The organism is Devosia sp. (assembly GCF_017307495.1).
Taxonomy (GTDB): domain Bacteria; phylum Pseudomonadota; class Alphaproteobacteria; order Rhizobiales; family Devosiaceae; genus Devosia_A.
Genome location: NZ_JAFKHE010000005.1, coordinates 1 through 24067 on the forward strand (window position 1 = coordinate 1; position 24067 = coordinate 24067).

Sequence of the window (24067 nt, forward strand, 5' to 3'; positions counted from 1 at the left end):
TAGGCCCAAAACCCCGATCGGCCGGCGAGGCGTGAGCCTCATTCATTCTGCGGACTACCGCGAGGGGCAAAGGCCCCGCCGGCCCGTTCGCTTCATCCCCGCAAAGGGGATGGCTCTTTGACAAACTCCGAAGCCGCAGGGCTGTCGGATGCATAAGCACGCCCGGCACTTGCCCGCCCGGCCCCACCTCGCTGCGTCGCGCGGGTCGTCGGCCGGGGGTGGACAACGCATGTGTGCCGCAAATCGGGCGGGCAAGCGGCGTCATGGCGCGGGCTATGCCGGCCGGCGCGCTGCGAAGCAGCGGCCGGCCAACCAGGAGGTTCGGTTGCCGGCCGCGCTCGGGGGTCCGCCGCAGGGGGACGCGATAACGTTACCTCCGGCATCGTTCGCCTTGCGTGATGTCATCGTTAGCACTGCGACTCGTCCGAAAGTCTCATCCAGGAAGGACCCTTGCTAATAACTGACCAGTCGGTTATTAGTGATGCAACAGGACGCCAGCAGGTGAAGCCGAATGCACGATACGCCAAGCGAGCGCGGGCCAAAATTCCGGCGTCGCGCAGAGGCGCGGCCGGACGAGGTCCTCGACGCGGCCCTCACGCTGTTCATCGAGAAGGGCTACGCGGCCGCCCGCGTCGAGGACATCGCCCGGCATGCCGGGCTCAGCAAGGGCACGGTCTACCTCTACTTTCCCTCAAAGGAGGCGCTGCTGCGCGGGCTGGTGCGGCGCGCCATCGTGCCGATCGCCGATTCGGCGCTGCAAACGCTGCACGATTTCGAGGGTGACCCGCGCATCGTCATCGGCATGGTGATGAAGATGCTCGCCGCGCGACTTGCCGATCCCAAGGTCGTCGCCATGCCTAAGCTGATCTTCCGCGAGGTCCTCGGTTTCCCCGAGCTGGCGCAGGTGTATCGCAGCGAAGTGCTGGATCGGATCCTGCCGGCCATCGAGAGCGTGATCCGGCGCGGCGTCGAGCGCGGCTACCTGCGCCAGGTCGATCCCGCCCTCACCATTCGCTCGATCATCGGACCGCTGATGCTGCACGTCGCGATGGCCGAGATCTTCGGCATCATGCCCGCGGGCGCGCTGCACATGGACCAGCTGGTCGAAAATCACCTGACCATCCTGTTCGACGGGCTGAGTGCCCCGCCGAGCGCCAAGACCTGGTCGGCAAGCTGAGGAGCATGACGTGGACGCCCTTCTCGCCTGGCTCACCGGCCTCATCGCCATCGTCATCCCCGGGTTCGGTGCGACCGACGTGCCGCGCTACAACGGCTATGTCGAGGCGCGCTACGTCTATGCGGCTCCGCCCAGCGGCGGGTTGATCGAGACGATCTCGGTCAAGGAAGGCGACGTGGTGCTGGAAGGGGACCTGCTGTTCCGACTCAGGCAGGACCAGCAGATCTCGGCGCTGGCGGCGGCCGAGGCGCGCGTCGCGGCGGCCGAAGCGGCGCTCGCCAACCTCACCACGGGCGGGCGGACGGATGAGCTCGACGTGGCGCGGGCCAGCCTGCAGAAAGCCGAGGCCGACCTTGGCCTTGCCCGCGAGACTGCGGCACGAAGCGCCAGGCTGCTGGCCGAGGGCCTGGTCCCGCAATCGAAATACGACCAGGACCGGGCGGCGCTCGCCAGCGCCGAAGCCCTGGTCAAGCAGCTCTCGGCCCAGCTCAAGGTGGCCGAGCTGCCGGCCCGCGACGCGCAGCAGCAGCAGGCCGAGGCTAACCTCGCGGCGGCGCGCGCCGACGCGGAACAGGCCAACTGGACCCTCGCCGACCGCACCGTCACGGCACCGGCCGCCGGGCGGATCGAGCGCGTCTATTTCGACCCCGGCGAGGTCGTCGCAGCCGGGGCGCCGGTGGTCTCCATCCTCCCCGAAGGCGCGCTCAAGGTGAAATTCTACCTGCCCGAGCCGGTGCGGCCCCAGTTCCGCCTCGGCGACCAGGTGGCGGTCAGCTGCGATGGTTGCCCGGACGGGCTGACCGCGACGCTGAGCTACTTCGCCTCCGATCCGCAGTTCACGCCGCCGGTGATCTATTCGCGCGACGAACGGCAGCGGCTGAGCTTCCTCGTCGAGGCGACGCTGGACGGCGCCAGCCTGCCGCCGGGCCAGCCGGTGACCGTGGAGCGGCTGCCATGAGCGCCGAGCTGGTCATCGACGTCAGGGGGCTGACCAAGGATTTCGGGCCCAAGCGCGTCGTCGACCATTTCGACATCGCCGTGCCCAAGGGCGCGATCTACGGCTTCCTCGGGCCGAACGGGTCGGGCAAGACCACGACCATCCGCATGCTCTGCGGGCTGCTCACCCCCGACGCGGGCGAGGGCACGTGCCTCGGCTTCGACGTGCTGAAGCAGGCCGACCAGATCAAGGAGCGGGTCGGCTACATGACGCAGAAGTTCTCATATTACGAGGACCTGTCGATCCGCGAGAATCTCGACTTCGTCGCCCGCATGTACGGGCTGGACCGGCGTCGGGAGCGGGTGGACCGGGCGCTCGCCGACCTCGGGCTGGCCGACCGCTCGAGGCAACTGGCCGGCTCGCTCTCGGGCGGCTGGAAGCAGCGTCTGGCGCTTGCCGCCTGCCTGCTGCACGAGCCGCAACTGCTGCTGCTCGACGAGCCGACGGCCGGCGTCGACCCCAAGGCGCGACGCGACTTCTGGGACGAGATTCGGCGCCTTTCGGCGCTCGGCGTCACCGTGCTGGTCTCGACGCACTACATGGACGAGGCCGTGCAGTGCGACTTCATCACCTATATCGCCTACGGCAAGAAGCTGATCGACGGCCCCTCGGGCAAGATCCCGGAAATGGTGGGGCTGGAAACCTGGCGCGTCTCCGGTCCCGATCTCGCGGTGCTGGCCGAACGGCTGGCCAGGGAGCCCGGCGTCGAGCAGGTGGCGCGGTTCGGCACCGTGCTGCATGTCTCGGGCACCGACAAGGCGGCACTCGCGGCAACAGTCGAGCGGCTCAAGGCCGAGGGCACGCACCAGTGGAGCCTGCAGGTGGCGGGGCTCGAGGAGGCGTTCATCTACCTGATGGCCGGGGCGCGGGACAATTTCGCGCCCGGGACGCAGGCGAGGATCGCCTCATGATGGGCTTCTCGTTCCGGCGCTTCGGCGCCGTGCTCTACAAGGAGTTCATCCAGATGCGGCGCGACCGCATCACCTTCGGCATGATGATCGGGCTGCCGATCATCCAGTTGTTCCTGTTCGGCTTTGCCATCAATTCCGATCCACGCAACCTGCCGACGCTGGTCGAGGTCAACGACAACGGGCCGCTCACCCGGGCGGTGATCGCCGGGATGCAGAACTCCAGCTATTTCGACTTCAAGGGGGCGGTCGAGGGCGCCGGGGGAGGTGAGGAGGCCCTGCGGCGCGGGGACGCCAATTTCGTCGTCGTCATTCCGCGGGATTTCGAGCGTAACGTGATGCGTGGTGACCGGCCGGAGGTCCTCGTTGCCGCCGATGCCTCCGACCCGTCCGCAACGGGCGGCGCGGTGGCGGCGCTCAGCGGCATTGTCACCGTGGCGATTTCCGAGACGCTGAGCGGGCCGCTGGCCAACGCGCCCGGCGGCGCGGCGCCGTTCTCCATGGTGGTGCATCGGGAGTACAACCCGGAAGGCAGGACCTCCACCAACATCGTGCCGGGCCTGCTGGCCATCATCCTGTCGATGACCATGGTGATGATCACCGCCATCGCCATCGTCAAGGAGACCGAGCGCGGCACGATGGAGATGCTGATCGCAACGCCGGTCAAGCCGCTCGAGGTGATGCTGGGCAAGATCCTGCCCTACGTCTTCGTCGGCTACGTGCAGACCATCGTATTCCTACTTGCCGCCAGGCTGGTGTTCGGGGTGCCGTTCGAGGGCAGTGTCTGGGCCTTCTACCTCGGCTTCAACCTGTTCGTGGTCGTCAACCTGGCGCTGGGGTTCCTGATCTCGACCGCCGCCAGCAGCCAGATGCAGGCGATGCAGCTGAGCTTCTTCACAATATTGCCCTCGATCCTGCTGTCTGGCTTCATGTTTCCGTTCGCGGGAATGCCGGGGTGGGCCCAGGCGATCGGTCAGGCGGTGCCGGCGACGCACTTCCTGCGCATCGTGCGCAAGGTGATGCTGAAGGGCGGAGACGTCAGTGACGTGACGGGAGAGCTCTGGGCCCTGGCCGCCATCCTGCTCGTCATCTCGGTGATCGCCATGCTGCGCTACCGGCAGACGCTGGACTGAGGTCCTGTCCCCGTTCCGCCAGATTGCCGTATAAAATACGCCGCCGGAACAGTCTGGAGCGCCGGAGATGAAGGCAGTGGTCTTTGATGAATTCGGCAGCCCGCGCAAAGTGCTGCGCGTCGAGGAGCGCCCGTTGCCCGAGCCTGGCCCCGGCCAGGTGCGGGTGCAAATGGTGCTGTCGCCGATTCACAACCACGACCTGATGATCGTTACCGGCCACTATGGCTTCAAACCCGAGTTGCCGCATGTGCCGGGAACCGAGGCGCTGGGCATTGTCGAGAAGCTGGGCGAGGGCGTCACCAGACTCGATACTGGCCAGCGCGTGACCGGTGGCGGCAGCGCGACCTGGGCGGAATACTATCTCGCCGATGCGGCCTCGTTGGTGCCCGTGCCGGCCAGCGTCGACGACGCGACCGCGTGCCAATTGGTCTCGATGCCGCTGAGCGCCTGGCGGCTGCTTGGAGAGTTGCAGGTCGCGCGCGGCGACTGGATTGTCCAGAATGCGGCCAATGGCGCTGTCGGCAAGGTGATTGCCAGACTTGCGGCAGAACGCGGCATACGGGTGCTCAACATCGTGCGGCGCGAAGCCGCTGTGGCGGAACTGGCGGCCGAGGGAATCGGCGATGCGGTGTCGAGCGAGCACGCGGACTGGCAGGAGCGGGCGCGCGCCATCACCGGCGGCGCGCCGATCAGGCGGGCGCTCGATTCGGTGGCGGGCCGGGCTTCCGATGAACTGATGGACCTTGTCGCCGACGAAGGTTGGCTGATCTCGTTCGGGGCGCTGAGCGGCCGGCCGGTGCAGATCAACGCCGACAACCTGTTGTTCAAGCGCGCGACAGTAAAAGGCTTCTGGGCCGCCAAACCCTCGACTTTCCACACGCCCGAGCAAATCCGCGCGGCGCTGGTCGAGTTCGTGCAGAAGGCGGGGCGCGGCGAGTTCAAGCTGCCGATCGCAGACGTGTTTCCGCTCGAGCGGGCAGCAGAAGCGGCGGCAGCGAGCAACGTTGCCGGCCGGGCAGGCAAGATCGCGCTGGAGGGCAGGCTCGGTTAGGCCGTTGCGGCCAGCATCTGGTCCTGGCGCTGGCGCAGGGCATAGAGGCGGGTGGTCTTGTCGGGGGCGGCGTTGGCGCGCGTAAGCAGTTCGCCCTTCCTGATCGGGGCAGTGACCTTGCCACCCTCGAGCAGGCCAACCGGCACGGCATTCTGCCGGCGGGCATCTTCGACGGTCATGATGAAGCTGCGATAGCAGGTCTCGCCGATGGCATCGAAAGTCTCGCCCATCCTCAGGTCGCGCTTGGCCACGGCGCAGACTTCAGCGACCGGGTTGGGCAGCGGAACCATGTCGGGCCTGCCGTAGAGCATGATGCGCGCGGCGGTGAGCGGCACCTCGAGGGAGGTCAGGTGGTACGGGCGGAAGAAGGCGTAGTAAGGCCCCTTGCCGACATGCAGATCGTCCATGCGCTCGATGATGCGCGGATGCTCAGCCTCGACGATCACGAAAACGCCAGGGGCAACGCCCCTGCCGATGGTGAAATCGACGACGCCCTTCTTGTCGAGGATGCCGCCGTCCGCCTTGGGAATCAGCACCTTGACCATGTCGTCGCGGTCCGCCTTGGGTCCATGCATGCCCGGAATGTCGGGGACGAGGCCGGTAGCATTGGCGATGCAGGCCATCTCGACCATGGTCTTGGACCCGTCGACGAACTCGACGAGCATGCGCGGATTCATGTTCCGCCGCGCCGCTTCCTCGCGATAGTCGTCGGGGACCGCGTCGTGGTTGAGCGGGTTGTTCTTGCCCTTGCCGGCGGAGACGATGCGATAGCCGAGTGCCGAGGCGAACTCGATCAGTTCCATGCAGCTCGACGGCTCGTCGCCAGCGCCCACCGAATAGACGACGCCGAGCCGGTCGGCCTGCTGCTTGAGGTAGGGGCCGATGGTGACGTCGGCCTCGACGTTCATCATCACCAGGTGCTTGCCGTGCTCCATTGCCATGAGGTCGAAGTCGGCCGCGACACCCGGCTTGCCCGTGGCATCGATCACCACGTCGATCAACGGATTCTGCACCAGCGTTTCGGCCGAGGTGACGGCCATCTTGCCCGCCTCGATCGCGGCGGTAACTTTCGATTGCGTGTCGGCCTCGACGGCATGAGCATCATCCCCATAGGCGATGGCCATGGCAGCTCGGGCGGTGTGGGGTCGGCGCGTCGCGATGGCGGCAACCTCGATGCCGCGCATCAGGCCACCCTGGGTGACGAGGTCGGTTCCCATCTCGCCCGAGCCGATGACGCCAATGCGGATCGGCCGGCCTTCCTCAGCGCGCGCCCTGAGATCACGGGCGATACCGGTCAGGTGCACGTTGGTGAGCGGGGTTGGGGGGTTGATGGGCTTCATGCGCGGTGCTCTACCACCCGGGGGGCAACATGGGAACCTGAGAGATGACCGGCCAGCTGGATGTTATTCGCGACGGCCACCTGGGCATCATCGCCCTCAACCGGCCCGAGGCGATCAATGCGCTCAGCCTCGAGATGATCGATGGCATCACGCGGGCGCTCGAGCAGTGGCGTGACGACGACGGGATCCGGGCCGTGCTGTTCGAGGGGCGCGGCCAGCGCGGCTTCTGCTCGGGGGGCGACGTGCGCGCCGTCCGGCAAGCGGTGATCGACGGACAACCGGGGGGCGGCGACGCGTTCTTTGCCGCAGAATACGCGATGAACGGGCTCATCGCACGTTATCACAAGCCGACGGTAGCCCTCGTGCACGGCATCGTCATGGGCGGAGGCATCGGCATTGCCGGGCACTGCACGTTCCGCTTCGCCACGACCGAGGCCCGCTTCGCCATGCCGGAGGCCGCGATCGGATTCTTTTGCGACGTGGGAGTCAACTTCATCCTCGCCAAGGCGCCGCTGCATCGGGCTCTGGCCTTCGCGATGTCGGGGGTGCCGGTGGGTGTTGCCGATGCGCTCACGCTGGGGCTCACCGATTGCCCGATCGATCCCTCTCGGATCGATGCAGTGCGAGCCGGGATTGCCGCCGCCGCGGATGGGCCGCGAGTCGAGGCAGGACTCGCTGCCTTGATGCAGGCAGAGATGGTGCCGACGAGCGACGCCGTTTGGTGCGCCGCCGCTGACCGATACGCGCGTGTCGACTGGGGCGATGTCGGTGAGATCATGCGGGTGGTTGGGGCGGACGCACAGTTCGCGCCGTTGCAGGAGCGCTCGCCGACGAGTCTGGTCGCCATCGCTGCGAGCCACCGCGCGGCACGGGGAATGGCGGACATCGCCGACGTGCTCGCACTTGATTTGCGGCTCGCGCGTCATCTGTCGCGGATGCCCGACTTCGCCGAAGGCGTGCGGGCCGTGCTGGTCGACAAGGACCAGCGTCCCCAGTGGCAGCCGAGGCGGCTCGAGGAGGTCGATCGGGCGACGATTGCCGCCATCGTCGCAGCCGCCTGAGGGGACTGAAACTGGCGTATTTTAGCACTTCCTAAACCGTTCCATCCGATGCTCGCGCCGGACCAGTCCGTTGGGGGCAGCCAGTTCATGGCCCAGGCACGCAGCAGAACCATCGCCTTGCCGGCGATCGTCGACCTCGACGCGCTCGATCCGATCCGGGATGAACTTGTTGATGCCCTCGATTCGGGGCCGGTAACGGTCAGGGCGGCGGCTGTGGATCGTGTTGCCACCAACGCCCTGTTCATGCTGCTCAGCGCTGCCGAGACGGCGCGCCGCAACACCAATGCTTTCACGGTTTCCGAGCCAAGCGAGGCCTTCCTCGCCGCGGTTGCGCGGCTAGGGCTCGGGAACCAGTTTGCCGGTATTCTGGAAGGATAATCATGCGCGTACTGACGGTCGACGATTCGCGAACCATTCTCGCCATGCTGCATCATACCCTCTCTAATGCCGGGTTCGAGGTCCTGCAGGCCGAAGACGGGCAGCAGGGCCTCGACGTCCTCAAGAACGAGAGCGTCGACGTGGTGATTACCGACATCAACATGCCGGTGATGGATGGCATCGAGTTCATCAGGAACGTCCGCGCCTCGGGCATGCACAACTCCCTGCCCATCCTGATCCTCACCACCGAGACCAGCCAGGATAAGCGCGACCAGGGGCGCGCCGCCGGCGGTACCGGCTGGATCGTCAAGCCCTTCGATCCCGACAAGCTGATCTCGGTGATCCACCGCGTCGTCCATTGACAACCGGCCGAACGGCACGGGACCAGACCCAGAAGGGTTTCAGACTTTGAGTGACCTCGACGACTTCAAGGCAACCTATTTCGACGAATGCTCCGAGCTGTTGCTCGAGCTCGAGGAGCAGTTTGCCGCCATTGAGGACGGGGACCGTTCCAGCAACCGGCTGAACGCCGTGTTCCGCGCCATCCACTCGATCAAGGGCGGCGGCGGCGCCTTTGGCTTCTCCGGGCTGGTCGGCTTTGCCCATGCCTACGAGACGTTGCTCGACCATGTCCGCGACGGCCGGGTGGAGCTCAGCGAGGCGGTGACGGCGCTCTGTATCCGGGCCAACGACATCGTTGCCGACTATGTGGCGGCCGCCCGGGATGGTACCGAGCTCGCGGAGGGCTACGGCGCCGAGGAGAAGCACCAGTTCGACGCGCTCACCTCCGGAGATCCCGACCTGGGCAGCGAATCGATGGAGGAGTTTGACATCGACTTCGTGCCGGTGATGGTGACCATTGCCGGAGCAGAGGACGAGCTTGCTGCCGAACCCTTCGACCTCGCCGTCCTCGATGACAGTTTCGAGGCGCCGCCGCTGTCGCCGGAGACCGGGCACTGGACCATCCGTTTCACGCCGCATTCCGAACTCTACGCGCGGGCCAACGACCCGCTTCTGCTGCTGCGTGAACTCGCGACACTCGGCGACGTCGAGGTCAACGCAAGGGTGGATGAAGTGCCGGCGCTGGCCGACTTCGAGCCGTTCGGGGTCTATTGCGCCTGGGAGATCACCCTCCGGTCCGAGACCGCGACGGAAGCGACGATCGCCGAGGTGTTCGAATTCGTCGAGGGCAATTGCGACCTCTCCATCGAGCGAGGTCTGGTGCCGTCAGCCGAGGACATGCTCGACCGCACCATGGAAGAGACCGCACCGAGCCCAGCCGAGCTCATCGAGACGGCGGAAGTGGCGCCCGGTGCCGAAGCCGCGCCGGTGTTGAGCTTCGCCGAGCTGGCCGAGAGCATGAAACCGGCGCTCAAGGCGGCTGCCCCGGTGATGCCGGCGCCGCTCAAGCCGTCGGCCACCGCAAGCGAGGAGCCAGAGGGCGACAATGATCGCCGCAGCGGCCCTGAGGACCGGCGCAACGGGGTACAGTCGATCCGCGTCGACCTCGACAAGATCGACCGCGTCGTCAACATGGTGGGCGAGCTGGTCATTACCCAGTCGATGCTCACCCAGCAGATGGATGAAACGCTGCGGGCCCGTTACCAGGAACTGGTGCGCGGGCTGGAGGTGTTGGCGCAGACGACGCGCGGACTGCAGGACTCGGTGATGTCAATCCGGGCCCAACCGGTCAAGACCGTGTTCAGCCGGATGCCCCGCCTCGTCCGCGAGCTTACCGCCAAGACAGGCAAGAAGATCCGGCTCGAGACGATCGGCGAGAATACCGAGATCGACAAGACGATCATCGAGCAACTTTCCGATCCGCTCACCCACATGATCCGCAACTCGGCCGACCACGGCATCGAGAGCCCGGAAAAGCGGGTTGCCGCCGGCAAGGCCGAAGGCGGGGTGATCCGACTGTCGGCCGAGCAGGCGGGCGGCAACATCCTGATTGCAGTCGAGGACGATGGCGGCGGCATCAATCGCGAGCGCGTTCTGCAGGTTGCACGCGAGCGGGGCGTGGTCGGGCCGGAGCAGCAACTCAGCGACGAGCAGATCGACCAGTTGATTTTCGCGCCCGGCTTTTCGACCGCGGCCGAGGTCTCCGACATCTCGGGACGTGGCGTGGGAATGGACGTCGTCCTCTCCAACATCAAGAAGATCGGCGGCTCCGTGCACGTGAAGAGCTGGACCGGCAAGGGTACGCGCATGACGCTGCGCCTGCCGCTGACGCTCGCCGTGCTGGACGTGATGCTGGTGAAGGTCGCGGGCAGCCCGTACGTCATCCCGCTGAGCTCGATCGTCGAGACGATCCAGTGCGCGCGGGCCAACTTCTCCCGCATGCCGACCGGGGCGCAGGTGCTGCAGGTGCGCGGCGAATACGTGCAGGTCGTGGACCTGGCGACCCGCTTCGCCATGGGCACGGAGATCGAACGCGACAATCGGTTCGTCGTCCTGTGCGAAGCTGAGGGCGGGGTGAAGGTGGCGTTGATCGTCGACGACATCATCGGCCAGCAGCAGGTGGTGATCAAATCGCTGGAAGAGAACTTCCAGTCGATCGAGGGCATCGCCGGCGGCACGATCCTGGGCGATGGCAACGTCGCGTTGATCGTCGACGTGCAAGGGCTCAAGTCACAGGCATTGAATCACAAGAGCGCGGCCTAGGCGCGCCGGCACATATGGAGTCGGCCAGAAGGTCGGCAGGAAAGGCAGAACAGCATGGAAGCTCTGGCATTCAAGGACGACATCTCGGGCGGCGCGGTGCAGGCCGCCAACAGCATGCAGCTGATCGCCTTCTCGATCGGCGAGCAGACCTATGGGGTCGAAATCACCACGGTGCGCGAGATCCGCGCCTGGAACGGCGCCACTCCGCTGCCGAACACGCGTGAGTTCGTACGCGGCGTGATCAACCTGCGCGGCACGATCGTGCCGATTTTCGACCTGCGCGCCCGCTTCGGCGAGGGCCAGACCTCGCCGACGAAGAACCACGTCGTCGTGGTGATGTCGGTTGGCGAGAAATGGGTCGGCATCCTGGTCGACGCGGTGAGCGACATCCTCACCGTTTCGAAGGATGACATCCACAACGTGCCCGAGGGCAATTCGATCGACACCGAGCTGCTCAACGGCATCGTGACGCACGACAGCCGCATGGTCGGGCTGATCGACCTGCATGCCGTGGTTTCCGGTGCGAGCTCGAAGCTCGACAGCTGAGGCCGACCGCATTGACGATCCACGAGGCCGCCCACCGGGCGGCCTTTGCTTTTCGACTCCCTGCTGCTTGACTCCTTGCCGGACTCTGGTGTTCTCTATTTGTTCTCGTAAGGACAAGGAGGCTCAGATGCCGGGCCTCAAAAGCCACCATCTCGACGCGCTGAGGCGGAAAATCGCCGCCCTGGAAAAGCGCCCGGTGCTTGCCGAAGGTGCCGCTCTGGTCGCGCAACGCATGGGCAAGGCAGGCGTTTCGAAGCCGGGAGCGGCGGATCCCCTGGCCCTGCTCGCCGCACCGCCCGGGCTGCTCCACGAGGTGTTTGCCGACGAGCCGCGACACGCGGGGGCGGCGCTCGGATTCACCCTGGGGGTGGCGCGCCAGCTCATCAGCGCCGGACGGCAGGCGATCCTCTACCTCCAGCTGATCGGAGAGACGCAGGAACTGGGCCTGCCGTTCGGGCCGGGACTGCTGCAGTTCGGGCTCGACCCCGATGCACTGGTAATCGGCAGGATTGCGTCCGTGCCCGAGCTGCTGTGGGCGATGGAGGAGGCTATCGCCTGCAGGGCGATCGCTGCAGTGGTCACCGATCTCGCAAGCCATCCAAAGGCGCTCGATTTCACCGTTTCACGCCGGCTGAGCCTGCGGGCTGCGGCGGCCGGAACCTCGGTCTATCTCATGCGCTACGGACGCGGCCGCGAGGCTAGCGCCGCCAAGCTGCGCTGGCGCATCACGCCGGCTGCAAGCGGGGAGAGGCCCTTCGATCCCCGTGCGCCTGGTCCGCCCCGCTTTGTGGTCGAAATCGAAAAGGGGCGTCTCGGCGAGAAATCGCAGCAAGCCGAGGGCCGGCGTCTGCTTCTGGACTGGACAGGAAATGGTTTCGTTTCAGTCGAACCTGTGGAGCGTTTCGGAACGTCAGCGCGACCGGCGGCGGCACCTCTGCCTGTCGCTCCCACGCTGGGCGACCGACTATCTCAAGCGAGTTGATCCTGGGCTGGCCCGCTCGGGGCGGCCACTCGTGCTGTGGGAGAAGATCAAGGGTGGGATGCGCCTTGCCGCCGTCGATGCCACGGCTGCGGCGGCCAACCTCACGGCAGGACAGAACCTTTCCGATGCGCGGGCGCTGGTTCCCGGTCTCGAGGTACGCGAGATCGACCATGGCCTGCTCGAGCAGGCCTTCGCCGATTTCGCCGACTGGCATTCCAATGCCAGCCCGATCGTTGCCGTGCATGACGCCATGTCCCCCTATGGCGACCTTGTTCTCGACATTACCGGGGTATCGCATCTGTTCGGCGGCGAGGAGCGGATGCTGGTCCTTGTCGTGGGCCGGCTGAGCAAGCTGGGCTATCGCGTCGATGGAGCCATTGCCGATACGGTGGGGGCGGCCTGGGCCCTTGCCCATTTCTCGCCCGGACGAATTGTTGCGTCCGATGAGATCGAGGAGGCGCTCGCGAAGCTTCCAGTTGTCGCCCTGCGGCTCGATGAGAAGCAGGTGGCTGGTCTCAACCAGATGGGCCTCAAGCAGATCGGCCAGCTATATGGCCGAGATCGCCGCGCCCTGCAGGCCAGGTTCGGCGCTACGCTGACGCTGAGGCTCGACCAGGCATTGGGCATGGTGGAAGAGCGGGTCACTCCCCGCGTCCCGATGGCCGAGTTCTTCGTCGATCGGCGCTTTGCCGAGCCGATCGGCTACATGGACGACGTGCTGATGACGGCGCGCGATCTCGCCATCCAGCTCGGCTTGCGCCTCGAAGCGGAATCGCTTGGCGCGCAGAGCTTCCACCTGATGCTCTATCGCGTCGACCACAAGGTGATCAGCCTCAGCATCAATGCGGCTCGGGCCACTCGTGACCCCGACCACATTGCCCAGCTGTTCGTGCACAGGTCGGAACGGCTGGCGGGAGAGTATGACGCCGGCTTCGGCATCGACATGATCCGGCTGGCGGCCAGTTCGGTGTCGGAGGTGCAGAGCACCCAGCTCGGCGCCTTCGAGGTGCATGACGGCGCCGCCGACCTCGATCGGCTCTACGATCGCATAGCCAGCCGACTGGGGCCGCTGGCGCTGACGCGCAGCGAGTTCGTCAACACCCATATCCCGGAGCTCTCGATCCGGCTCGAGCCGGTGATTGCCCGCACTGCCGACGATCCTCAGGCGCGCCCAGATCCAGACCTCGTCAGGCCGTTGCGGCTGCTGCCGGCGCCCGAACCGGTCACCGTGCTTGCCGAAGTACCGGACGGGCCGCCGATGCGCATGATCTGGCGGCGCATTGCCTATCGCGTCCTCAAGGCATCCGGGCCGGAGCGGATCGAGGCCGAGTGGTGGCGCACGGGCAAGAGCCTGGAGATGCTGCAACCCCCGAGTCGCGAGGACAAGAGGCGGGACCCGCGCGACGATCCCAAGCAGGCCACGTCGACCCGGCAGCCCAAACCGGCTGAGGAGCACGTTTCCAAGCTCGAAGCCTTCGATCCGATGACGGTGGTGCGCGACTATTACGTCATCGAAGACGATGGCGGACGGCGGTTCTGGATCTTCCGCATCGGTCTCTATGGCGCAGCCGAGGCTCCGCGCTGGTTCCTGCACGGGTTCTTCTCATGAGCGCGCCTGCCTACGCCGAACTGATGGCGACCTCGAACTTCTCGTTCCTCAGGAGCGGCTCACATCCCGAGGAGCTGGTTTCGGCGGCTATCGCCCTGGGCCTTAAGGGAATCGGGATTGCCGACCGCAACAGCTTTGCCGGAGTGGTTCGCGGCTATGTCGCGCATCGGGACCTCAAGGAAAAAGCGCCGGATTTCCGCTACGTGGTCGGGGTGCGGCTATGCTTTGCCGACGGCACGCCCGACATCATTGCCTATCCGTCTGACCGCGAAGCCTACGGACGGCTGTGCCGGTTGCTCAGCCGGGGCAACCTGCGCAAGGAAACCGAGAAGGGCAGCTGCCTGATCCAGCTGTCCGACCTCGAGGCGTTCATCGAGGGCCAGCTGCTCATCGTGCAATGCGACGAGACGCGCTGGGCGCATTCGCGCGAGGTCCTGATGCGGCTCGCCGGGCGTTCGCCGGGCAACGTCTGGCTGTCCGCCGCCTGCACCTTCAAGGGGACGGATCGGGCGAGACTCAATCGCCTCGCCACCATGGCGGGAGAATGCGGCGTGCCGCTGCTTGCGGTGAACGACGTGCTCTACCATGAGCCGGGCCGCAAGATCGTCCATGACGTGGTGACCTGCATCCGCGAGCATCTCACGCTCGAGACCGCGGGCCGGCGCCTCCAGCAGAATGCCGAGCGCCACCTCAAATCTGCCTATGAAATGGCAAGGCTGTTTGCGGAGCATCCGGAGGCCCTGGCCCAGACCCAGGTGCTGCTCGGCCGGATCGAATTCAGCCTCGACCAGCTGAAGTACAACTACCCCACCGAGACGATCGGAAACGGGGAGACGGCCCAGGAAACGCTCGTGCGACTGACCTGGGATGGCGCGAAACGACGCTACCCCCGAGGGATTCCCGACAAGGTCGAAGCCAGCCTGCACAGCGAGCTGAAGCTCATCGACGAGCTGAAATACGCCTCCTACTTCCTCACGGTTCAGGACGTGGTGCGCTATGCCCGCGAGGAGCGCGGCATCCTTTGCCAGGGACGCGGCTCGGCGGCAAACTCGGCCGTCTGCTACTGCCTGGGCATCACCGAAGTCGACCCGGACAAGGTCAACCTGGTGTTCGGCCGCTTCCTTTCCACCGAGCGCAACGAACCGCCCGACATCGACGTCGATTTCGAGCACGAGCGACGCGAGGAGGTGATGCAGTATGTCTACAAGAAATATGGCGGCGCCCGCACCGGACTGACCGCGACCGTCATCTCCTACCGCTCCAAGAGCGCGATCCGCGAAACCGCCAAGGTATTCGGCATTTCCGATGACACCATCGCAGCACTCAACCAAATGCACTGGGGCTGGGGCAGTGCAGCCGACCTCAAGGGCATCAGGACGCTCAATCTCGATCCCGACGATCCCACCCTGACCCAGATGTTCAACGTCATCTCGGCGCTAAAGTCCTTCCCGCGCCACCTGAGCCAGCACGTGGGCGGATTCGTCATCACCCGCGATTCGCTCGAAAGCCTTGTGCCGATCTCCAAGACCGCCATGGAGAGCCGGACCATCGTCGAGTGGGACAAGGACGACATCGACGCGCTCGGCATCCTCAAGGTCGATATCCTGGCGCTTGGCATGCTGAGCTGCCTGCGCCGCTCGTTCGAGCTGCTGCATCAGCACTATGGCCGCGACCTGGTGCTGGCCGACCTGATGGCGGAAGAAGCCCAGCCGGAGGTCAAGGCGCCGGTCTACCGCATGACGCATCGCGCCGACACGATCGGAGTGTTCCAGATCGAGAGCCGGGCTCAGATGTCGATGCTGCCACGTCTGAAGCCGGTGGAGTTCTACGATCTCGTCATCGAGGTGGCGATCGTGCGGCCCGGCCCGATCCAGGGCGGGATGGTGCATCCCTACCTGCAGCGGCGGCAGAACATGGAAAAGGTCAGCTTCCCCAAGCCGGAGCTTGAAGCCGTGCTTGGACGAACCCTCGGGGTTCCGCTGTTCCAGGAGCAGGCGATGCAGATCGCCATCGTCGGCGCGGGCTTTTCCGCCGGCAAGGCCGACCAGCTTCGCCGCGCCATGGCCGCCTGGAAACGCAATGGCAAGCTGGCGCAGTTCGCCGACGAGTTCATCTCCGGCATGATCGGCAACGGCTACCCCGAGGACTTCGCCAAGCGATGCTTCTCCCAGATCCAGGGTTTCGGCGAGTACGGCTTCCCCGAGAGCCATGCGGCTTCGTTCGCGCTCCTCGTCTATGCCTCGTGCTGGTTCAAGTGCCACTACCCCGATGTGTTTGCCTGCGCCTTGCTGAACAGCCAGCCGATGGGGTTCTATTCTCCGGCGCAGATCGTTCGTGACGCGATCGAGCATGGGGTCGAGGTTCGGCCCGCCGACATCAACCGCTCCGATTATGCGCATGTGCTCGAGTCCGGCTTCGAGGCCCGGGATCGCATCGCCAAGCAGCATGCCGAGATGCGCGACGACATCTGGTCAAACCGCGCCATCAGGCTTGGCCTGAAGCAGGTCGTCTGGCTGAAGCAGGATCACGCCAACCTGATCATTGCCCGGCGTGGCGAGGGCTATGCCTCCATCCGCGATCTTTGGCTGCGGACCGGCATTCCGGTCGCAACGCTCGAGAAGCTAGCCGAAGCCGATGCCTTCGGTTCGCTTGGGGTGAACCGACGGGAAGCGCTGTGGATCGTACGCGGGCTCCACGGTTCAGCCGGTGCCGAGCAGTTGCCACTGTTTGCGATCGGCAAGCGCGACTCCAAGCCCGACGATGCGGAGGCCGACCTGCCCTCCATGGCCCCCGGCGAGTCCGTCGTTCACGACTATCGCACCCTGTCCCTGTCGCTCAAGGGACACCCTGTCGGTTTCCTTCGTCCGCAGTTCGACCGGCGCGGCACATTGCGCTGTGCCGACCTCGGCGATCGGCCGAATGGCGCCATCGTCGAGGCAGCCGGCCTGGTGCTGGTTCGCCAGCAGCCCGGCACCGCGAGCGGCGTTATCTTCATGACGATCGAGGACGAGACCGGCATTGCCAACATCATCGTGTGGAACAAGACCTTCGACCAGAACCGCCGGGTAGTCCTCGGTTCGCGCCTGCTTGCTGTAAGGGGCCAACTGCAACGCGAGGGCCTTGTGACCCATCTCGTCTCGCGCAGCTTCACCGACTTTACCCCCCGCCTGATCGATCTCGCCCAGGGGCTGGACATCGGCACTGCCGGCCTTGCGCATGGCGACGAGGGCCGCCGCGGTCCACAACCGGGCCGTGATGCAGGCGAGCTCAAGCGCCAGGAACAGTTGCGGCGCGAGGCCTGGGCCGCGCTGCCCTCTGGCCGCAACTTCCATTAGCTGCGACCCCGGACCCCACTTCCGCGGAGTGTCGGCAGACCTTATCTTTCTCCCTCAAGACACAGAGGAAGCCCATGTTCGACGCCTTGCGCTCCATATTCTCTCGCCCCGATGCGACCATGCTCAGCATGGAGCCCAAGCTCGCCGTGGCCGCCCTGCTCGTGCATCTCGCGGCCATCGACGGCCAGGTGACCGAAGCCGAACGCCAGGCGCTCGAGAGCACGCTCATGGACTACTACGGGCTCAATGAGGGCGAGGTGAAGAAGCTCATCGTCGAGGCGACGCGGCAGGACCAAGAGTCGGTCGATTTCTATCGCTTCACTTCGGCGCTCACTTCGCTGGACAACGGCGAGAAACTCGAGATCATCCGGATGATGTGGCAGGTGGTGTTCGCCGACAGGCGCAACCACGAGCTCGAGGACAACATGGTGTGGCGCATTGCCGAGCTGATCGGCGTCTCCGCACGGGATCGCACCGTGCTGCGCAGCCAGATGGCAAGGGCCTGAACATGATCGTCATTTCTACCACCCCCACGCTCGAGGGTCGCCCGATCCGGGACTATCTCGGCATCGTCACCGGCGAGGTGATCGTGGGTGCCAACATCTTCAAGGATATCTTCGCCGGTATCCGCGACATCGTCGGTGGCCGCGCCGGCGCCTACGAAAGCACGCTCAGGGATGCCCGCAACGAAGCCTTCGCCGAGCTGCGTGCGGAAGCCGAAAGGCTCGGCGCCGATGCGATCGTCGGGGTCGATATCGACTACGAGGTGGTGGGACAGGGTGGCTCCATGCTGATGGTGTCGGTATCGGGCACGGCGGTGCGCCTCTAGCGCTCCCAGGCCTCGAACTTACCGACGAACTCCGGCTCGTCCTTGTCACAGTCGAAATCGCTGGCCTTCTCGTCCGCCGCCTTGCGGGCGAGGTCGTTGGCGTCCGGGTTGGCCAGTGCATCGACATAGGCGATGTGGCAGGTCGCGCCCGGGGCGAGCTTGGTCACGACCAGGACCTGGCCCTCGGTCTCGGTGCCTTCGCGCCGGGTGAAGACACGCAGGATCGTGGCGAAGGGCTTCCAGTGGCCCTCGGCATTGGAGACGCGCCACTCGATCCTGTCGCCCAGGCGATTGAAGGGCGGGAGCGTCTGCTTGGCGGCCTTCTCGGTGGTCGAGGTAAGGCCGTAGGAGACGAACATTCTCAGATCGCCCTCCGCAACCATCACCGGCATGCCCTTGAGACCGGCGCAGGCCCAGGTCGACCCGAAATCGTCCGACTGCATCACCGTGCAGTCGACATTGAGGTCGAGGTCGGTGTAGCTCGACTCGATCTGCTGGGCCGTGGCGGCCCCCGTCAGGACGACAGCGACACTCAGCCCACTGGCAAAAATACGGCCGATCACGGCAGGTCCTCCTAGAGCCTCGCATGGGCGTCCCGCGCAGCCATGCCTTGCAATCATGGCCCCCGATGGGCCAAAAAGCGCCCCGAACCTTCTCCCTCAAGGCAACAACCATGAATATCGACGCGATCGAAATCGGCAAGAACCCCCCCGACGACCTCAATGTGATCATCGAGGTGCCGCTGGGCGGCGAGCCGATCAAGTACGAGATCGACAAGGCCTCGGGCGCCCTGTTCGTCGACCGCTTCCTCTACACGCCGATGCGCTATCCGGGGAACTACGGCTTCGTTCCGCACACGCTGTGCGGCGACGGCGACCCGCTCGACGTGATCGTGATGAACTCGCGCCCGCTGGTGCCCGGCGCCGTAGTGCGCTGCCGGCCGTTCGGCGTGCTGTTCATGGAAGACGATGGCGGCAAGGACGAGAAGATTCTCGCCGTTCCCGTCAGCAAGCTGACCAAGATGTACGACGGCATCCATGACATCACCGACATGCAGCCGATCCAGCTCGAGCGGGTGAAGCACTTCTTCACCCACTACAAGGACCTCGAGCCGGGCAAGTGGGCCAAGATCGAGAAGCTCGGCACCGTTGCCGAGGCCCGGGCGGTGATTCTCGAGTCGATCGAGCGGGCGAAGGCGGCGAAGTAGGGCCACCCGCGGGCGGTCCCTTGAAACCCGACAAAGCCGATCACATATATCGGTCAACGGTCGGTTGACCGGGCGCTGTTCCCTCCCGGCAGCCTGGTTCCGGCCCCAAAGAAAGGCGCTCCCCGAAAGGGTCGAGCGCCTTTCGCCTTTCTTGCCCATCCCCGGGATGCAGGTGGGCGCCGGAGGGATCTCCGACGCCCGCTGATTCACGTGAAGCGTGCGCTCAGTGACCGCCCAAGCCCGCCATCTCCGGATTTGCCGGGGGCTTCCTCACGAAGAAGGCGGCGATGATCGGGAGCAGCGAGATCACGGCGCCGATCAGGAAGGCCGAGCGGATGCCGCCCGCCAAGGCTTCGACGCCGGCCAGCCCGCCAGCCGTGAGGGCAGCCGTCTGCGCCGTCATGACCGCCACGAACAGCGCGACGCCGGCCGCGCCCGCCACCTGCTGCACCGAACCGAGAATGGCAGAGGCATGCGAGTAGAACCGCATGCCGACCGAACTCATCGAGGCGGTGAAGAGCGGAGTAAAGACCAGCGCCAGGCCAACCGAGATGGCGATGTGACCGGCGAGGATGGCCCAGATCGAGGTGTTCTGGTCGACAAGGGTCAGCAGCCACAGCACGGCCGCGACGATGATGGTCCCGGGCACGAGGAGCGGGGTCGGGCCGAGCCGGTCGTAGAGCCGACCGACCGGAGGTCCGAGCAGGCCCATCAAGAGGCCGCCCGGGAGCAGCATCAGGCCGATGGTCTGGGTGTCCTGCCCAAGCACGTTCTGCAGGTAGAGCGGCAGCAGGATTACAGTGCCGAACAGGCTCATCATGGCGACCGCCATCATCACCACCGAAATCGTGTAGTTCCTCGAACTGAAGGTGCGCAGGTCGAGCAGCGCCTTGTCCTGATGCTGCAGCGCAACCTGGCGCACAACGAACAGGATCATGGCCACCACCCCGATCGCGATCGGGACCCAGGCCGGGAGGACGGGCTCGGCGCCGGCCGCCTCACCCAGGCTCGAAATGCCATAGACCAGGCCACCGAAGGCGAGTGCCGACAGCACCACCGACAGATAGTCGAGCGGGGCATAGCGCGTGGTCGAGACGTTCCTGATGCGCACGGCGCCCAGGATCAGCGCCGCGATAGCGATCGGCAGCACGAGGATGAAGATCCACCGCCATTCCAGGTTGTTGAGGATGAAGCCGCCGATCGCCGGGCCGATGGCAGGCGCCACCGACATGACGATGGAGATGTTCCCCATCGTCTTGCCGCGGGCTTCCGGCGGCACCAGCGTCATCACCGTGGTCATGAGCAGCGGCATCATGATCGCCGTGCCGGTCGCCTGGATGACGCGACCGAAGACCAGCAGCTCGAGGCCCGGCGAAAGCGCGCAGACCAGGGTGCCGACCGAGAAGATCGACATGGCGAGGATGTAGATCGGCCGCGTGTTGATGCGCTGCAGCAGAAAGCCGGTGACCGGAATCACCACTGCCATGGTGAGCAGGAACGCCGTGGTCAGCCACTGCGCCGCGCTGGCGGTGACGCCGAGATCGCCCATGAGGTGCGGAATGGCAACGCTCATGATCGTCTCGTTGAGGAAGACCACGAAGGTCGAGACGAGCAGCAGCGCGATGACCAGACGGTTGCGCGCGGCAGTCGAGGAGTCGATCGGGGCCGCAGCGGCAGACGGAAGATCGTTCAGGGCTTCGCTAGTCATGGGCGGCCTGCTTTCTGAGCGAGAGTATTGAATGGGGGCGGGTGTATTGCATAGTTGGGCACCCAAGACCAGTGACTCGTTTTGCAAGAGTCATCTGCGCTTCGGCTGCGTCAGATCCTGCCGGCGCAGTGCTGCCCGGTTGCAGATACGACGTTCCGGCGGGCCTCGGATCGACACGGCCGGTCGAAAATTCTGCCGGACGCCGGCGCCGCAGTCGCAGGAGTGCAGGGAGCCGGCTCATAGCGGCTTCTCGGCGAGGCCGCGGAAGGCGTCTGGGACGGTGCGCGACGTCTCCAGCATGGCCGAGCCATAGCCGATCACGTCCCGGCCGAAGCGTCCGCGGACCTTGTCCACGGCGCCGTCCGCCACCAGCCTCGCTCGTCCCTGACGGCTGCCGGTGCGACGGGCTTCGTCATCAAGCCCGAGCGGCAGCTCGAGCTGCAGCAGAGGGTTGTGGACCAGGTGGGCGACCGAGATGGCGAGCAGCGTGATGGTGTGCTGGTCGGGGTGATCGGCACGCACCACGCGCACCAGGTCCGAGGCGATTTCGGCGAGGCTGGCGGTGGCGGCGACGGGCGAATCGATGCTCATCGAGCGGGTAACCGCGCTCATGTCGCGAAAACGCACGCGCACTGTGACCGTGTAGCCGAACCAGGACTTCGCCCTCAGCCGCGAGGCGATGCGGTCGGCGAGGTGGCCGAGGGTGGGACGCCAGATCGCCTCGGTGAACGGCTTTCGGCCCAGTGCCGACTGGGCCCCGGCGGAGCGGGCGCGCTGGTGGGTGATGATCAGGCGCGGATCGCGGTTCCAGCTCAGCGCGCTCAGTTTCTCGCCGGCGGCGTTGCCGAGGATGCGCTGCACCCAGTCGACCCGCTTTTCGGCCAGTTGCCCGATGGTGAGGATGCCTTCGTCCTCGAGCTTGCCCTCGGTGACGGGACCGACGCCCCACATCAGCGAGACGGGCAGGGGATGGAGGAAATCCAGTTCGGTAGCGGGGTCGACGACGACCAGCCCGTCGGGTTTGGCTACCTGCGAAGCGACCTTCGCCAGGTGCTTGGTGCGCGCCACGCCGACGGAGATCGGCAGGCCGAGCTCCTGGCGGACCCGGGCGCGAACGGTGCGGGCGATGGCTTCGGGCGAGCCGAACAGGTGTTCGCAGCCGGCGACATCGGCGAAGGCCTCGTCAATGGAGATGCGCTCGACCAGCGGGGTGTAGTCGGAGAGGATGGCGATCGCCGCATCGCCCAGCCGCTGGTACTCCTCGAAGTGGCCGCCGGTGAAGATCAGGTCGGGACACAGCTCCCGGGCCGCCCAGCCCGACATCCCGCCGCGGACGCCAAAGGCCTTGGCCTCGTATGAGGCAGCCAGCACCACGCCGCCGCCGACCGCGATCGGCTTGCCGCGCAGGTCCGGGTTCAGCAGCTGCTCGACCGAGGCATAGAAGGCATCGAGGTCGGCGTGCAGGATGGTGGCGCGGTCCATGCTATGCTCCGAAGGAGAACATAGAGTGAACATACGTCGAGTCTTGTCAAGCGAGGACCGACCGGGCGAGTTGCAGCAGGCGCGCCTCCTCCTCGGGTACATTCTCGCACAGGCGGGCGGCGGCGAGGATTGGCAGCCAGGCGAGGATGTCGGCGCGAGCGAGGCCCGAGATCGCGACGTAGCGAACGAGATAGGGATCGGCGAGCGGCGGCGCGCCGTGCAGCAGCAGCAGGTAGGAGCGGCAGGCATCTGCGGCGGGCGGACCCGAGGTGGCATCGGGCCAGTCGATTATCACCGCCGCGCCGGGCGGTCCGATGATGTTGTACGGATGGAAGTCGCCGTGGCAGAGGCGATGGCCATCCGGGAGCGTGGCGAGCCGGCCGAGCAGGCGGTGCCGCACGGCATCGTCCAGCCCGGGGGCCGTGCCGAGGCGGTCGGCGAGGCGGTGCTTCAGCGGCTGAAGCCGCCGTTCCACCGCGGCGTGCATGGCAAGGTGCAGCGCCGCCATGGCATCGAGCGCCGCCGGCACCATCTTCGGGTCGGCGCGCGCAAGCTCGGCGAGTGGTCGGCCTGGGGCGCGGGACATGACGAGGCCCCAGCGTCCCAGGTACTGGCCGGCGCCGAAGGCTTCCGGGACCGGCAGGCCGTGGTCGCCGACGATGGCAAGGATCGCGGCTTCGGCGAAGGCGGTCGAGCGGGCCCCCGGATCGCGGTAGAGTTTCAGCAAATGCGCGCCATACTCAAACGCCTCGGCCACCTTGCCGGCGCCGAGCCGCGCGCCGATCTCGCCCATCAGCCGAGCGCCGACTTCAGCGCGGCGGCGATGGGGTGCGTTCCACGGGTGAGCTGTAGCGCCGTGCCGATCGACCTGGGCTCCGCGAGGACGGCCACGACGACCGTGGCAACGTCCGCGCGCGGCACCGATTCCGCGTCGATGGCGTGCCGGCTGATCGTGACATACCCGGTGCCCGCGCCATCGGTCAGCTCGCCCGGCTCGACGATGGTCCAGTCGAGGCTGGAGCCGGCGATGTGCTTTGCTGCTGCGCGCTTCTGGCGGTAGTAGTCCTTCATCTCGGCGTCCATGGCGCGGGTCGAGAGCCCGGTGGAAGCGCCGATCGAGGAGATCGAGACGTAGCGCTTTACCCCGGCCTTCTCGGCGGCGCGCACGGTGCGCAGCGTCCCCTTGCGGTCGAGCTCGCTGGTCTCGCCCGCGGCCGAGCCGGCAGCGAAGACCACGGCGTCGGAGCCCTTGATGGCGTTGACGATAACGTCGAACTCCGACGTGTCGAGCTCGACCAGCTGCACCTCGGCGCCGAGCTTGACCAGTTCGGCCATGTGTTTCGCATTTCGGATTGTGGCGACCGGGGTGTGTCCGGCGGCGATCAGCTTTTCGACCACCAGCCGGCCGGTACGGCCCGAGCCGCCGATGACGGTGACGCGCATGCAGTCCTCCCTTCCGGCAAGCGTGCCTCACCCGCAGCGGGCGGGCAAGTGCCGGGCGTGCTGATTTGTCCGACAGCCCTGCGGCTTCGGAGTTTGTCAAAGAGCCATCCCCTTTGCGGGGATGAAGCGAACGGGCCGGCGGGGCCTTTGCCCCTCGCGGTAGTCCGCAGAATGAATGAGGCTCACGCCTCGCCGGCCGATCGGGGTTTTGGGCCTA

The 24067-nt window shown here is 66.2% G+C and carries 22 protein-coding genes; 16 read left to right on the forward strand and 6 right to left on the reverse strand.

Features of this window, described 5'->3' with window-relative positions; genetic code table 11:
• Window positions 1–511 precede the first annotated feature (511 nt).
• The 5 genes from J0I99_RS00045 (at window position 512) to J0I99_RS00065 (ending at window position 5266) form a co-directional block, all read left to right on the forward strand.
• A complete protein-coding gene (locus tag J0I99_RS00045; protein WP_291395016.1) occupies window positions 512–1177 on the forward strand; it encodes a TetR/AcrR family transcriptional regulator in 666 nt (221 codons plus the stop codon).
• Between the two features lie 10 nt (window positions 1178–1187).
• Window positions 1188–2135 carry an HlyD family efflux transporter periplasmic adaptor subunit gene (locus tag J0I99_RS00050; RefSeq protein WP_291393958.1) on the forward strand — a complete coding sequence of 316 codons (948 nt, stop codon included), beginning with the start codon at window positions 1188–1190 and terminating at the stop codon, window positions 2133–2135.
• Entirely contained in the window at window positions 2132–3085 is a 954-nt protein-coding gene (locus tag J0I99_RS00055) for an ABC transporter ATP-binding protein (protein ID WP_291395018.1), read from the forward strand. The genes J0I99_RS00050 and J0I99_RS00055 overlap by 4 nt, the downstream gene beginning before the upstream one ends.
• Window positions 3082–4215: an ABC transporter permease gene (locus tag J0I99_RS00060; RefSeq protein WP_291395020.1), complete on the forward strand. Its 1134-nt coding sequence runs from the start codon at window positions 3082–3084 to the stop codon at window positions 4213–4215. The genes J0I99_RS00055 and J0I99_RS00060 overlap by 4 nt, the downstream gene beginning before the upstream one ends.
• A 67-nt stretch (window positions 4216–4282) precedes the next feature.
• Window positions 4283–5266 carry a zinc-binding dehydrogenase gene (locus J0I99_RS00065; RefSeq protein WP_291395022.1) on the forward strand — a complete coding sequence of 328 codons (984 nt, stop codon included), beginning with the start codon at window positions 4283–4285 and terminating at the stop codon, window positions 5264–5266.
• Here the strand turns inward: J0I99_RS00065 and J0I99_RS00070 are convergent.
• Window positions 5263–6606 (reverse strand): NAD(P)H-dependent oxidoreductase, encoded by a 1344-nt coding sequence (locus J0I99_RS00070; RefSeq protein ID WP_291395024.1) that lies wholly within the window; start codon window positions 6604–6606, stop codon window positions 5263–5265. The two genes, J0I99_RS00065 and J0I99_RS00070, sit on opposite strands and share 4 nt — an antisense overlap.
• A gap of 44 nt (window positions 6607–6650) precedes the next feature.
• Here J0I99_RS00070 and J0I99_RS00075 point away from each other — a divergent pair, with 44 nt between their 5' ends.
• The 10 genes from J0I99_RS00075 to J0I99_RS00120 all read left to right on the forward strand — a co-directional run bounded on the left by J0I99_RS00075 (window position 6651) and on the right by J0I99_RS00120 (window position 18010).
• Window positions 6651–7667 carry an enoyl-CoA hydratase/isomerase family protein gene (locus tag J0I99_RS00075; protein WP_291395026.1) on the forward strand — a complete coding sequence of 339 codons (1017 nt, stop codon included), beginning with the start codon at window positions 6651–6653 and terminating at the stop codon, window positions 7665–7667.
• An 87-nt stretch (window positions 7668–7754) separates the two neighbouring features.
• The gene (locus J0I99_RS00080) at window positions 7755–8045 is read left to right on the forward strand and encodes an STAS domain-containing protein (protein ID WP_291393967.1); all 291 of its coding nucleotides are present in this window, start codon (window positions 7755–7757) and stop codon (window positions 8043–8045) included.
• The gene (locus J0I99_RS00085) at window positions 8042–8407 is read left to right on the forward strand and encodes a response regulator (RefSeq protein WP_291393971.1); all 366 of its coding nucleotides are present in this window, start codon (window positions 8042–8044) and stop codon (window positions 8405–8407) included. Before J0I99_RS00080 ends, J0I99_RS00085 begins: the two co-directional genes overlap by 4 nt.
• A gap of 46 nt (window positions 8408–8453) precedes the next feature.
• Window positions 8454–10709 carry a chemotaxis protein CheA gene (locus tag J0I99_RS00090; protein WP_291395028.1) on the forward strand — a complete coding sequence of 752 codons (2256 nt, stop codon included), beginning with the start codon at window positions 8454–8456 and terminating at the stop codon, window positions 10707–10709.
• A gap of 54 nt (window positions 10710–10763) precedes the next feature.
• Complete coding sequence (locus J0I99_RS00095; RefSeq protein ID WP_291389955.1) at window positions 10764–11255, forward strand: chemotaxis protein CheW; 492 nt, start codon at window positions 10764–10766, stop codon at window positions 11253–11255.
• Window positions 11256–11382: 127 nt separating this feature from the next.
• Window positions 11383–12237 (forward strand): hypothetical protein, encoded by an 855-nt coding sequence (locus J0I99_RS00100; RefSeq protein ID WP_291395031.1) that lies wholly within the window; start codon window positions 11383–11385, stop codon window positions 12235–12237.
• Window positions 12125–13846 carry a DNA polymerase Y family protein gene (locus J0I99_RS00105; protein WP_291395033.1) on the forward strand — a complete coding sequence of 574 codons (1722 nt, stop codon included), beginning with the start codon at window positions 12125–12127 and terminating at the stop codon, window positions 13844–13846. The genes J0I99_RS00100 and J0I99_RS00105 overlap by 113 nt, the downstream gene beginning before the upstream one ends.
• Window positions 13843–17181, forward strand: coding sequence for an error-prone DNA polymerase (locus J0I99_RS00110; protein WP_291395035.1), 3339 nt, complete (start codon window positions 13843–13845; stop codon window positions 17179–17181). Before J0I99_RS00105 ends, J0I99_RS00110 begins: the two co-directional genes overlap by 4 nt.
• A gap of 74 nt (window positions 17182–17255) precedes the next feature.
• The gene (locus J0I99_RS00115; RefSeq protein WP_291389534.1) at window positions 17256–17687 is read left to right on the forward strand and encodes a TerB family tellurite resistance protein; all 432 of its coding nucleotides are present in this window, start codon (window positions 17256–17258) and stop codon (window positions 17685–17687) included.
• A 5-nt stretch (window positions 17688–17692) separates the two neighbouring features.
• Window positions 17693–18010, forward strand: coding sequence for a heavy metal-binding domain-containing protein (locus J0I99_RS00120; RefSeq protein WP_291389536.1), 318 nt, complete (start codon window positions 17693–17695; stop codon window positions 18008–18010).
• On the opposite strand, the gene J0I99_RS00125 is transcribed toward J0I99_RS00120, so the two are convergent.
• Window positions 18007–18573: a hypothetical protein gene (locus J0I99_RS00125; RefSeq protein ID WP_291389533.1), complete on the reverse strand. Its 567-nt coding sequence runs from the start codon at window positions 18571–18573 to the stop codon at window positions 18007–18009. The two genes, J0I99_RS00120 and J0I99_RS00125, sit on opposite strands and share 4 nt — an antisense overlap.
• 110 nt (window positions 18574–18683) lie before the next feature.
• On the opposite strand from J0I99_RS00125, the gene ppa reads away from it, so the two are divergent.
• On the forward strand, window positions 18684–19217 hold the full coding sequence (gene ppa / locus J0I99_RS00130) for an inorganic diphosphatase (protein ID WP_291395037.1): 534 nt from the start codon (window positions 18684–18686) through the stop codon (window positions 19215–19217).
• A gap of 223 nt (window positions 19218–19440) precedes the next feature.
• Here the strand turns inward: ppa and J0I99_RS00135 are convergent, their stop codons facing one another.
• From J0I99_RS00135 to J0I99_RS00150, 4 genes are all read right to left on the reverse strand, one after another.
• A complete protein-coding gene (locus J0I99_RS00135) occupies window positions 19441–20925 on the reverse strand; it encodes an MDR family MFS transporter (protein ID WP_291395038.1) in 1485 nt (494 codons plus the stop codon).
• Between the two features lie 237 nt (window positions 20926–21162).
• Entirely contained in the window at window positions 21163–22407 is a 1245-nt protein-coding gene (gene dinB / locus J0I99_RS00140; protein ID WP_291395040.1) for a DNA polymerase IV, read from the reverse strand.
• A gap of 46 nt (window positions 22408–22453) precedes the next feature.
• Window positions 22454–23200: a phosphotransferase gene (locus J0I99_RS00145; RefSeq protein ID WP_291395042.1), complete on the reverse strand. Its 747-nt coding sequence runs from the start codon at window positions 23198–23200 to the stop codon at window positions 22454–22456.
• Window positions 23200–23850 carry an NAD(P)-binding oxidoreductase gene (locus tag J0I99_RS00150; RefSeq protein ID WP_291395044.1) on the reverse strand — a complete coding sequence of 217 codons (651 nt, stop codon included), beginning with the start codon at window positions 23848–23850 and terminating at the stop codon, window positions 23200–23202. The genes J0I99_RS00145 and J0I99_RS00150 overlap by 1 nt, the downstream gene beginning before the upstream one ends.
• Between the last annotated feature and the right edge of the window lie 217 nt (window positions 23851–24067).

What these genes read in the sequence shown, in the direction of transcription:
- J0I99_RS00045 (WP_291395016.1), top strand. Translation starts at nt 512, where the DNA reads ATGCACGATACGCCAAGCGAGCGCGGGCCAAAATTCCGGCGTCGCGCA.
- J0I99_RS00055 (WP_291395018.1), top strand. Translation starts at nt 2,132, where the DNA reads ATGAGCGCCGAGCTGGTCATCGACGTCAGGGGGCTGACCAAGGATTTC.
- J0I99_RS00060 (WP_291395020.1), top strand. Translation starts at nt 3,082, where the DNA reads ATGATGGGCTTCTCGTTCCGGCGCTTCGGCGCCGTGCTCTACAAGGAG.
- J0I99_RS00065 (WP_291395022.1), top strand. Translation starts at nt 4,283, where the DNA reads ATGAAGGCAGTGGTCTTTGATGAATTCGGCAGCCCGCGCAAAGTGCTG.
- J0I99_RS00070 (WP_291395024.1), bottom strand. Translation starts at nt 6,606, where the DNA reads ATGAAGCCCATCAACCCCCCAACCCCGCTCACCAACGTGCACCTGACC.
- J0I99_RS00075 (WP_291395026.1), top strand. Translation starts at nt 6,651, where the DNA reads ATGACCGGCCAGCTGGATGTTATTCGCGACGGCCACCTGGGCATCATC.
- J0I99_RS00080 (WP_291393967.1), top strand. Translation starts at nt 7,755, where the DNA reads ATGGCCCAGGCACGCAGCAGAACCATCGCCTTGCCGGCGATCGTCGAC.
- J0I99_RS00095 (WP_291389955.1), top strand. Translation starts at nt 10,764, where the DNA reads ATGGAAGCTCTGGCATTCAAGGACGACATCTCGGGCGGCGCGGTGCAG.
- J0I99_RS00100 (WP_291395031.1), top strand. Translation starts at nt 11,383, where the DNA reads ATGCCGGGCCTCAAAAGCCACCATCTCGACGCGCTGAGGCGGAAAATC.
- J0I99_RS00105 (WP_291395033.1), top strand. Translation starts at nt 12,125, where the DNA reads ATGGTTTCGTTTCAGTCGAACCTGTGGAGCGTTTCGGAACGTCAGCGC.
- J0I99_RS00110 (WP_291395035.1), top strand. Translation starts at nt 13,843, where the DNA reads ATGAGCGCGCCTGCCTACGCCGAACTGATGGCGACCTCGAACTTCTCG.
- J0I99_RS00115 (WP_291389534.1), top strand. Translation starts at nt 17,256, where the DNA reads ATGTTCGACGCCTTGCGCTCCATATTCTCTCGCCCCGATGCGACCATG.
- ppa (WP_291395037.1), top strand. Translation starts at nt 18,684, where the DNA reads ATGAATATCGACGCGATCGAAATCGGCAAGAACCCCCCCGACGACCTC.
- J0I99_RS00135 (WP_291395038.1), bottom strand. Translation starts at nt 20,925, where the DNA reads ATGACTAGCGAAGCCCTGAACGATCTTCCGTCTGCCGCTGCGGCCCCG.
- dinB (WP_291395040.1), bottom strand. Translation starts at nt 22,407, where the DNA reads ATGGACCGCGCCACCATCCTGCACGCCGACCTCGATGCCTTCTATGCC.
- J0I99_RS00145 (WP_291395042.1), bottom strand. Translation starts at nt 23,200, where the DNA reads ATGGGCGAGATCGGCGCGCGGCTCGGCGCCGGCAAGGTGGCCGAGGCG.
- J0I99_RS00150 (WP_291395044.1), bottom strand. Translation starts at nt 23,850, where the DNA reads ATGCGCGTCACCGTCATCGGCGGCTCGGGCCGTACCGGCCGGCTGGTG.